The 9,719-nt window shown below is 65.4% G+C and carries 9 protein-coding genes; 7 read left to right on the plus strand and 2 right to left on the minus strand.

Going from position 1 to position 9,719, the window contains the following annotated elements:
* Positions 1–7: 7 nt before the first annotated feature.
* On the minus strand, positions 8–997 hold the full coding sequence (locus EB084_12615; GenBank protein ID NDD29099.1) for a hypothetical protein: 990 nt from the start codon (positions 995–997) through the stop codon (positions 8–10).
* On the opposite strand from EB084_12615, the gene EB084_12620 reads away from it, so the two are divergent.
* The 6 genes from EB084_12620 (at position 960) to EB084_12645 (ending at position 6,587) form a co-directional block, all read left to right on the plus strand.
* Positions 960–1,520: a threonylcarbamoyl-AMP synthase gene (locus EB084_12620; protein NDD29100.1), complete on the plus strand. Its 561-nt coding sequence runs from the start codon at positions 960–962 to the stop codon at positions 1,518–1,520. The two genes, EB084_12615 and EB084_12620, sit on opposite strands and share 38 nt — an antisense overlap.
* Positions 1,465–2,058, plus strand: a complete 594-nt coding sequence (locus EB084_12625; protein NDD29101.1) for a YkgJ family cysteine cluster protein — start codon at positions 1,465–1,467, stop codon at positions 2,056–2,058. The genes EB084_12620 and EB084_12625 overlap by 56 nt, the downstream gene beginning before the upstream one ends.
* A gap of 149 nt (positions 2,059–2,207) precedes the next feature.
* Complete coding sequence (locus tag EB084_12630) at positions 2,208–3,248, plus strand: serine/threonine protein kinase (GenBank protein ID NDD29102.1); 1,041 nt, start codon at positions 2,208–2,210, stop codon at positions 3,246–3,248.
* 73 nt (positions 3,249–3,321) lie between these two features.
* Entirely contained in the window at positions 3,322–4,758 is a 1,437-nt protein-coding gene (locus EB084_12635) for a S41 family peptidase (GenBank protein NDD29103.1), read from the plus strand.
* A gap of 471 nt (positions 4,759–5,229) precedes the next feature.
* Positions 5,230–6,048: an rRNA pseudouridine synthase gene (locus EB084_12640; protein NDD29104.1), complete on the plus strand. Its 819-nt coding sequence runs from the start codon at positions 5,230–5,232 to the stop codon at positions 6,046–6,048.
* A gap of 167 nt (positions 6,049–6,215) precedes the next feature.
* Complete coding sequence (locus tag EB084_12645) at positions 6,216–6,587, plus strand: hypothetical protein (protein ID NDD29105.1); 372 nt, start codon at positions 6,216–6,218, stop codon at positions 6,585–6,587.
* Between the two features lie 11 nt (positions 6,588–6,598).
* Here the strand turns inward: EB084_12645 and EB084_12650 are convergent, their stop codons facing one another.
* Positions 6,599–7,342 (minus strand): Crp/Fnr family transcriptional regulator, encoded by a 744-nt coding sequence (locus tag EB084_12650; GenBank protein ID NDD29106.1) that lies wholly within the window; start codon positions 7,340–7,342, stop codon positions 6,599–6,601.
* Positions 7,343–7,775: 433 nt separating this feature from the next.
* Between EB084_12650 and EB084_12655 the strand changes: the two genes are divergently transcribed.
* The coding region (locus EB084_12655) for a GGDEF domain-containing protein (GenBank protein ID NDD29107.1) at positions 7,776–9,719 on the plus strand (1,944 nt) is incomplete at its 3' end.

A 9,719-nucleotide genomic window follows, 5' to 3' on the forward strand; every position in this document is an offset into this window, starting at 1 on the left:
GTGCGGTTCAGTTGAGCATGTGGTGCAGGCGGCGGAGACGCTCGAGATCCTCTTCGATCTCCGCGGCGTCCGGCGCCTCGCCGGGATAGCGCGTGAGATACGCGGTGAGATCACGGCGCGCGTCCCCATAGCGCTGCAGCTGCGCGTTCACGAGACCGCGGTCGCGGTAGTGCTGCAGATCATCCGGCTGCAGGGCGACGAGGAGATCGTGGACCCAGAGCGCCTCGCGGAAGTTCGTGGCCCGCAGATAGACCCGCTTGAGATTGTTGAGCAAGCGAACCAGCACCTCGTGGGGAGCCGCAGCCTCGAGCCACGCGGACTGCCACTCGACCGGATGGCCCGTCACCGAGGCGACACGCCGTCTGCAGTCATCCACGCTCAAGATCTGCCCGCGATGGAAGGGGTCGACGAGCACCTCCCCCTCGCGCTGCGGATCATGCACGCGAACGATGAAATGGCCCGGCAGGCCCACCCCCTCCACGTCGAGGCCGCCCTCGCGACCCACCGCGATGAAGATGATGGAGAGCGTGATGGGCAGGCCCCGCCTGCGCTCGAGAACCTGATCGAGAAGGCTGTTGCGCGGATCGTAGTAGGTCTCCGTGTCTCCGCGAAAACCGTCTTCCTCGAACAGGATGTCGTTGAGCGCTTCCACCCGCCCCCGCAAGGAGGGATCGCGCTGCTCGAGCCGGGCACGAAACCGACTGCCCATGGACCCAAGCGAGCGCAGGCAGGCGTCGATGTCGAGATCGTGTCGCGCCTCGGTGGCGACGAGCAGCGCCGCCAGCGCCAGGTGATCGACATCGACGCCGCTCCGCAGGAGGTCGAGAAGGGCCTGACGTCTCGGGGATGGCACCCGTGTGGATTCGTACGGCCGGAGAGGGATCCCTCCGACGCACTCGAAACCCTTCCGCGTGCGAATCACCATCGACGATCCGTATCCCGCTCGCAAGGCAGTCACCATGGCCATCGACGTGCTGAAGAAGGGGGGCGTGCTCATCTACCCCACCGACACCACGTATGGCATCGGCTGCGACCTCTTCAACAAGGACGCCATCGAGCGCGTGTATCGCATCAAGAAGATGGCCAAGCAGAAGCCCCTTTCATTCATCTGCGCTGACCTCAAGGACATCAGCCGCTACGCGCAGGTGACGAACTATGCCTACCAGACGATGCGACGCCTGCTTCCTGGCCCCTATACATTCATTCTGAACGCCACCAAGACCGTGCCCAAGCTCATGATCACGAAGCGCAAGACCGTGGGCATACGCGTGCCGGACAACGAGATCTGCCTCGACATCGTGGCGGGGCTGGGCCACCCCATCGTCACCACCAGCGCGAACATCGAGGACGAAGACATCATCAGCGAGCCGGAGGAGATCGATGAGAGGTTCGGTGACGACGTCGATCTCTTCATCGATGTCGGTCCGCTGCCTGTCCAGCTCTCGTCGGTGATCGACCTCATCGATGACAGTCCCGTCGTCGTGCGCGAGGGCCTCGGCGACGTCAGCATGTTCGCGTGAGGCGCACGTGCATCCGCGCTTCGACGATCTGAAGGCCTTCTACACGCGGCTCGAAGCCGAGGTTCCCGCCACCCGCGGCCTTCCGAGAGGCGCCGCGCCGGCCTCCAATGTGTGCGGCACGTGCTTCGAGTGCTGCAAGTTCAATCTCATCCTCACCCGACACGAGTTCGACTGCCTCGAAGACCACCTGATCGAGCAGGAGGGGCGCTCACCCATCTCGTGGGTGACGTGCACAACGCCTTTGCAGGACGCGCGCCTCAGCAAGCCCGTCGACCCTGACGCGCACTGCCCCCTCTACGTCCCGGGCAAAGGGTGTCGCGCCTATTCCGTGCGCCCTCTCGCCTGCCGAACATTCGGCCCCCTGCACCCCCGTGGCACCCTGCTGCCGCAGACCTGCGCCTACACAGAGTCGACCCCGTTCGACAGCGTCGAAGATCTGCCGCTCTGGGCGGAGTATGCCGAGATCGTGAGACGCAACCGCCCCAATCCACCGGGCTACTTCATCGCCCGCCCCCCGGACCCCGGATCGAACAGTTAACATCCCGTCAACATCTCTGCGCGGGAAGTTCACATTTGTTACATCCCCTTTCCTGAACTGCGTTGCTCCTGATGCGGATGATCCCTCAGAATCAAGCGAGAGGGCGGAAGAGACGGCCATGATCGTTCGCATCGAAAGGAGCGACTCGCGTGAGAATCCGTCCGTCTGACTACTGCGGAGCAGACCGTGCCACCCTCGAGCTGCCCCTGCACACGCAGGCTGCATCTCTGCTCAGAGGCTTCCTCTGCTCGATTCGCAACAGCCTCTTCCCCCGCGGCTGCGATCCGGGAGAATCCACCGTGATGCAGAGCGGCGCCCCCGTGATCGAGATCCCCCCCTCGGTCATCGGAGGCTGGCGCGTGCGAAAGCTCATCGGGCAGGGCACGAGTGCCCGTGTCTACTGCGTCGAGCCCGTGGGCGCCGAGCGCAGCACCGAAGCACACGCACTCAAGCTCATGAACGCCGACGTGGCCCGCGACAAGGGGGCACGCGACCGATTCCGGCGTGAGAGCCGAATCCTGCAGAGCATCCGCCATCGCAACGTCATCCGCCACTTCGAGACGGGCGAGCACGAGGGGCGCCCGTACCTGGTCATGGAGCTCGTCGAAGGACGCAACCTGCGCGACGCTCTCGCCGCCAACGAACCCAAGCTCAAGGGAAAGCTCGACTGGGCCATCCAGATCTGCAGAGGCCTCGCGGCGATTCACGGCAGAGGCGCAATCCACCGTGACCTGAAGCCAGAGAACATCATCACCACGTCGGTCGGCCTCGTGAAGATCGCCGACTTCGGCCTGGCGCGAACGCGGTCGACGGGCGTCGTGACAAAGGCCGGACATCTCGTGGGCACGCCCGCGTACATGTCGCCCGAGTACCTGATGGGCCAGGAACCGGACGCCCGCAGCGATCTGTACAGCCTGGGCGTGGTTCTCTACGAGCTGTTCAGCGGTCACATGCCGTTCCCGGCCCGCAGCGTGAACGAGCACATCCAGGCCCATCTCGACTCGCGCCCAGAGCACCCGCATGTCCACGCGCCAGACATCCCGGCGAGACTCGACAGCCTGGTGATGCGGCTCCTCGACAAGCGGCCGGCGCGCCGTCCGGAGAGTGCGGAAGAGGTGCGAAACACCCTGGAGCTCGTGCTCGAGGAGCTCGTCGACCATCCGCGCCAGTCTGACCGATACGTGGCATAGCGGCCGCCGGAACGTGCGCCGGATCACGGCGCAGCGGCGCAGCAACGCATTGACGAAGATCGGGCGAGATGCTATGTTTCGCGCGCCGCGTCACGGCGCAGGCTGTTGCCCCGGCCGCGGTCTGCGAGACCCGTGTGCACGGGCAACGCCTGAGAACAACCCGCTGAAGGTGATTGAGATCGTCCTGCGCTTCCGACTCCGACATGTCCTGATTGCCCTCTTCGCACTCCTTTCCATCTTCACAGCCGTCGTCCGCGCCGCGCCGGCAGAGCCCCTTTCCACGGCCACCCTCGACGGGCTCGAATCGTTCGTGCAGACGGTTCAGCGCGAATCGATCTACGACCCATCGACCACCTCTCTCGTGCAAGGCGCCAGCCGCGCGCTGCGACGATGGCTCGACCGTCAGGGCGTAGAGGTCGAGAGCCCCCCCGCCAGCTCCATCGACAGCCTGCGGGAAGAGTTCGAGGCCGTGCTCGCCGCCCATCCAGGCTTGAGCCGCGCCGATCTGTACCACACCGTGATGCGCGGTCTGCTCGAGCCACTGGAAGAGCCGTACACCCGTTTTCTGAGCCCGCTCGAGTTCTCGCACCTCCGCGCCCGCATCGATGGCTCAGACGAGTGCGGACTGGGCTGCCATCTCGAGCTCGACGGAGAGCATCGCCTGGTGGTTGCCGAGACCTTCGAGGGCGCACCGGCAACCCGTGCTGGCCTGGCGGTGGGCGACGTTCTTCTCGACGCCGACGGTCGCCCGCTCGGCGGCCTGTCGCTCACAGCCGCCAAGGAGCTGCTGTGCGGCCCTTCGGGATCGCGGGTTCGGCTCACAGTTGCGCGCCCACAGCGAACCTTCCATGCCGATGTGATCAGAAGCCAGACGGAGCTTCCCACCATCACCGCGCGCATGCTCGACGAACACGTGGGATATCTGCGTCTGCGCGCCTTCTCCGCCGACCTCGCACGCCGCCTCGACACCGCCCTTGAAGCGCTTCAGCACAAGGGGGCCACGGCCTATGTGATCGACCTGCGCGACAACCGCGGAGGATTCGTGTCGTCGGCGGTGGACGCGTGCAGCCGGCTCCTCCCCCCTGGCACGCGCGTGATGTCGCTGCGCCAGAAGAGGCGGCCCGAGGTCGCCTACACCACGTACGACACCCCTCGCAGCACATCCGCCGCGCCCCTGGTGGTTCTGGTGAATGAGCGAAGCGCGAGCGCGTCAGAGATCATGGCAGGCTGCCTGCAGGACCATCACGCGGCGGTGCTCGTGGGCACCCGCACCTATGGCAAGGGTCTGGTGCAGAAGCTGTTCCCGCTCCCGGATGGCTCCGCCTTCGCCATCTCGACAGGCCGGTACCTGACTCCCGCCGGGCGTGACCTGCACAGAAACGGAATCGTGCCCGATGTGCGCATGGAGCAGCGACGGTACTGCGACGTCGGAAGCGACCCCCTTGTGCGAGAGGCCCTTGCTCGCCTGCACGTCGAGCGGGCTTCGGCACACCCCCGTCCACAGACCTGAGTGAGACCCTGGATCCGTTCGGGCCTCGGATGCGCAGAAAAAACAGAAGCGGCTGCTCGTCGAGCAACCGCTTCGCGCTTCGTTCCTACTTGATGCGCAACAAGACTAGCCTCAGGTCTTCCCACATCTCGGGATATCCGATGTCTACCTCGTTCTGCTAAACAGCGGCAAGCGCCGCATCAAGGCCAGGGACCGAACAGGCCCCCTAATCAATCTGGGAACGCCAGGGGCTTCGTCCATTTGCAGTATAACACATCCTGCTAAAAGATCAAGACGTCCGGAACAGAAATCCGGCAGATCTACCCGCCCAGACGTGAGCCCCTGTTCGCGCACACCCATCACAGGAGATTCGCGGGCGCTGGCGTACCTTGGCAGTGCCGTTCTGCGGGCGCAGATGCGGGCGCGCGCCCGTGAACCGCCTGCTTGCACCGCGGCAGCGCCCGTGCACGGCGACCCAGATTGCGAGCCCCCATGGAAGACACACCTGCGCCACTCCCCGATGAAGAGCCGTCCCTCGATGGCCCCCTTGTGACCGAGAAGCTGCATAAGGTTCTGGCCCGTGCCGGTCTCGGGTCTCGACGGGCCTGCGAGAACATCATCCGCGAAGGCAGGGTCGAGGTGAACGGTCGCCGCGCAAAGATCGAGGACCGTGTCGTCGCCGACGAAGACCACATCACCGTCGATCGCCGGCCCATCCCCCATCGCCCCGCGCCCGTCTACATCTTGCTGCACAAGCCCAAAGGGTACATCACGAGCGTGGGCGATCCCCACGGCCGCCGCAGCGTCGACGAGCTCGTCAAGAGCAGGCACCGCCTCTACCCCGTCGGACGTCTCGACGCCGACTCAACGGGGCTCCTGATCATGACCAATGACGGCGATCTCACCCAGCGCCTGCTCCACCCGCGCTACCATGTTCCGCGTGTCTACATGGTGCGGGTTCGCGGAGACGTACCGCCCGTCGTGCTCGGCCGACTTCGCCATGGCGTGATGCTGGACGACGGCCCTACCCTGCCGGCGCGCGTCGAGATGCTGGAGCGCTCGCACAACACCACCGTGCTCCGCTTCGTTCTCGAAGAAGGACGCAAGCGCCAGATCCGGCGCATGTGCGAAGCCGTGTCACATCCTGTGCTCGACCTGCAGCGCGTCGCCATGGGACCGTTGCGCCTTGGAGATCTGGGTGTCGGCCGATGGCGCCATCTCACCGCCTCCGAGGTGCTCCAGCTCGAGCAGGCTGCGGCGGCGGGCGAGCGGGCGCGGGCACGTCAAGGCAAGCCACGGGAGAGACGTTAACAAAACGGTAAAGTCCGGGCAACATCGCAGGTTGATCGTCTCACCCCGCCTGGTCTACACTCCTTGCGTCTGGTTTCCCGGGCGTGCCTGCCTCATCGCGCACGTGCCGCCGAAGCGGTCTGCTGCCCGCAGGCCACCCAACCCCGCGAACAAGGAAGCTCTACGCCATGTCGGTCATCACGCGAATCGCCCCCACGCTGTGCGCACCCGAATGCGGCTCTCCCAGCCGCGTGCTCGACGATCTCTCCTCCGCCCTCCGCGCGCACGGGCAGATGTCGCCGCTGCGGGGCCTTGCCGATCCTCGTCTCGCCTACCCGGACCTGCTCATGACGAGCGGATGGGAGCGCATCGACCTGCGCGGAGGGTTCGAGTACCACTTCTTCGCAGATGAGAACACCAGCAGCGGTGACCGCTGGGAGCAGTTCTACCGCCGAACCGCCGATGGCACGCAGCTCATCAGCCGTGCCGGCCACAAGGTGCAGACCATCAACCAGTCACCTGACGGTGTGGTCACGAGCCAGGTCACGTTCGAGGACTGAGCGAGATCGGGTCAGTGGTGGCGGATGCCCGAACGCTCGAAGGCGCCGCTGAGACACGCTTCGAGACCGGCTCTGTGGAGAATCACCACCTGTTTCTTGCGCACGAGGAGCAGCCCGCGCCCTTCCATGTCGTTGAGCGCCTTGGTGACGGTCTCCCGGGTCGCCCCCACGAGATTTGCGAGCTCCTGATGCGTGAGCCGCTGCGGAATCTCGACGCCTTCATCGGTCTGCCTGCCCATCTCCTCTGAGAGGGTGAGCAGCTTGCGTGCGAGGCGCTGATAGACATCGTGGAAGATGAGCCCAGCGGTGTCGTCTGTGAGGTCGCGCAGCCTTCGGCTCAGCGCCGTGATGACCCCGATGCAGAGCCGCGTGTTGCCCTCGAGGAGGCGTCGGAAGTCGTGCTTCGAGATGGAGAGCACGGTGACATCGGTGAGGGCAACCGCGCTGGTCGAGCGAGCGAACTCATCCATCAGCGACACCTCTCCGAACGACTGCGGGGGACGCAGGATGCGAAGCGTGAGCTCGCGCCCGTCCTCGCTCAGGACGAAGAGCTTGACCCGCCCCTGCACAACGACGAGGAACTCGTCGCCTGTGTCTCCGCGCTCGAAGAGCACGTGCTCCTTGGGATGGTGCTTGAGGTGGGCGATGCTGGCCACCTGTTGCAGATCTTCAGCTTCGAGGCTCCCGAACACGGGCACGGCGCCAAGGAGCGACGGGAGATCATCGAGGGCGGGTTCATCGGCGTGCTTTGCCAAGACAGACGCTTCTCCTCAGAAGGGGTTGAGGGGGGCTTCGCCTCCCACCACGACCAACCCTATCTCGCGCCCGCTCCAGCCCGAAGCGGGCGACTCGACCCCGCATGGTCGTCTGCGACCCGTGCGACCCCGCTCGGTCGCTTCCACCACCCGAATACGAGAAGGACTTGGGCAGGCGACCGGGAAGTCAAAAGAGCCGGCCAGAGGGTGGTCGGCGGTCGCGCGCTCCGCGCCCGCGAATCAGAACGCTTCGCGCCCTGCGAAGCCCCCGTTGGGAGATCGTCCGCACTTGTCGACACGTCCACCCGCTGAGTCGAACAGAGGCAGAAGCCCTCTGGCCCTGCTCCTCGCTCTCCTGCTCCTTGCACTTGCGGTCCCCGCGCGTGCGCAGAACCCTGCCGCGCAAGCGCAGTTCAAGGAAGCCACAAGGCTGATGCAGAGCGAGGGTGAGGTGCAGGCCGTCAATCCGCTCGAAGAGGCGATCAAGGCCGACCCGAACTGGTTCATGCCCCGCATCAAGCTGGCCGAGGTCTTTCTCAGCCTCAAGCGCTACGGCGACGCGTCGAAGCAGCTCGATGTGGTGCTCACCCGTCCCCTGCGCTTCCCCGCGAACCAGACCGCGAACTTCTGGACCATGCTGGGCAAGTGCCGCTACGAAGACGAGATGTCGAAGCCAGAGGGCTCGCGCAAGTTCGACAGCGCCTCTGCCGCATTCGAGAAAGCCCTGGCGGCCGACAAGAAGTGCCACGAAGCGAGCTACTATCTCGCCCGCATCGCCCTGAGCAAGGGCGATGTGGCCAAGGCATCCGACTACATCAAGACCTCTCTCGAAGCACAGCCTGCAAGTCCGCAGTATCACACCCTCAACGCAGACATCCGATATCGCCAGGGCAAGCCAGAGGAGGCCGCGGCCGAGCTCCAGGACGTTCTCGAGAAGCTCAAGGGCGTCAAGGATGTCGAGAACAGCCGTGACTTCCACGACGCCAAGGGACTTCTGGGCCGCATCCAGTCCGAGCTCAACAGCAAGAAGTACAAGCAGTACGGCCTCGTGGGCGGGGGCATTGCCGTTGTGGTGATCGGGCTCGCGCTCTTCATGGCGACGAGGCGCGGCGGACAGGGAGGCGGTGCGGTCTTCGACGGCGCAGACATGGGCACCGAGGCCAGCACCTACGAAGAGATCTGCAAATCAGCGCTGATCCGCCTCTCCGCACTCACCCAGATGTCACACGGCGTGGTCTACGTCACCACGGTCGACGGCGACGAGATGCAGCCGAAGACCACGCTCGTTCTCGAGACCGAGGACGTGAAGACGACCCCGGTCGATGCCACCGAGCTGCCGCGCTGGATCGAGCGCAACGACGGCAAGCCCTTCCTGTTCAAGGCCGAAAAGAAGGAAGGCACGTTCATCAAGGCCTTCCCCGACCTGCGCGACGCGCTCGAGCCGTTGCAGATCCGCATCGGTGTCCCTTTCCTGTTCCAAGACCGCATGCTCGGCATGGCCTTCCTGGGCGTCGAGGAGTCGAAGGACATCCACAAGCTCAAGAAGCTCTATGACCGCAGCCAGGGCGACCTGTATCGACTGGCCGTGGAATACGCGGCGGCCCTCTACCGGCTGTACGAAGACAACCTTGCCACCATCGACGTGGTCACCAAGTTCAAGAGCAAGCGCTACGTCGAGGAGAACCTCCCGCGCGCCCTGGTCGACGCGGAGGACTCCGGCCGAAAGGGCGCGGTGCTCATGTTCGAGTTCGACCAGTTCCGCGGCCTCCAGGAGCAGTATGGCGACGGACAGGCGGAATCTGTCTTGAAGTCGGTGGCCGCCGAGGTCAAAGCGGCCATTCCTCCAGACGACAGCATCCTCGCCCGCTTCGAGGGCGGAAGGTTCCTGGCGTTCGCTCCGGTTGCAGACCAGGCCGAGGCGATGAAGATCGCAGAGCGCATCAAGCAGCGCGTCAGTGACACCCGGATCTCGCAGAACTTCCCCCGTCCCACGGCGAGTGTTGCCGTGGCCATCTTCCCGGACAACGCCAAGAAGGCAGACGACCTGATCTGGAGCGCCGAGCGCGTCGTGATGGGCCTGAGCGCAGGAGGGGGCAACGCCATCGCCACGGTTGACGGTGGCGCTGCCGCACCTGGCGGCGCAAGCGCCTCTCCCGCAGGCCAGGGCGCCGGCCCGGGCGCACCTCGTCCGCCTGCAGCGCCGCCTTCTGCATTCAGCGGCGGCCCGCCCCCTTCGGCTCCGTCCGCGCCTGCCCCGCCCAAAGGCGGTTTCGTCCCCGGCTTCTCCGGAGGGACGTTGCGCCCCTCGCCCGTCGAGTCAGAGGGCGTCTCTGCTGCATCGCTCAAGGCCGAAGGTCGACCGACCGGTGCGCCTGGG

Source organism: Pseudomonadota bacterium (assembly GCA_010028905.1).
In the GTDB taxonomy this organism is placed as follows: domain Bacteria; phylum Vulcanimicrobiota; class Xenobia; order RGZZ01; family RGZZ01; genus RGZZ01.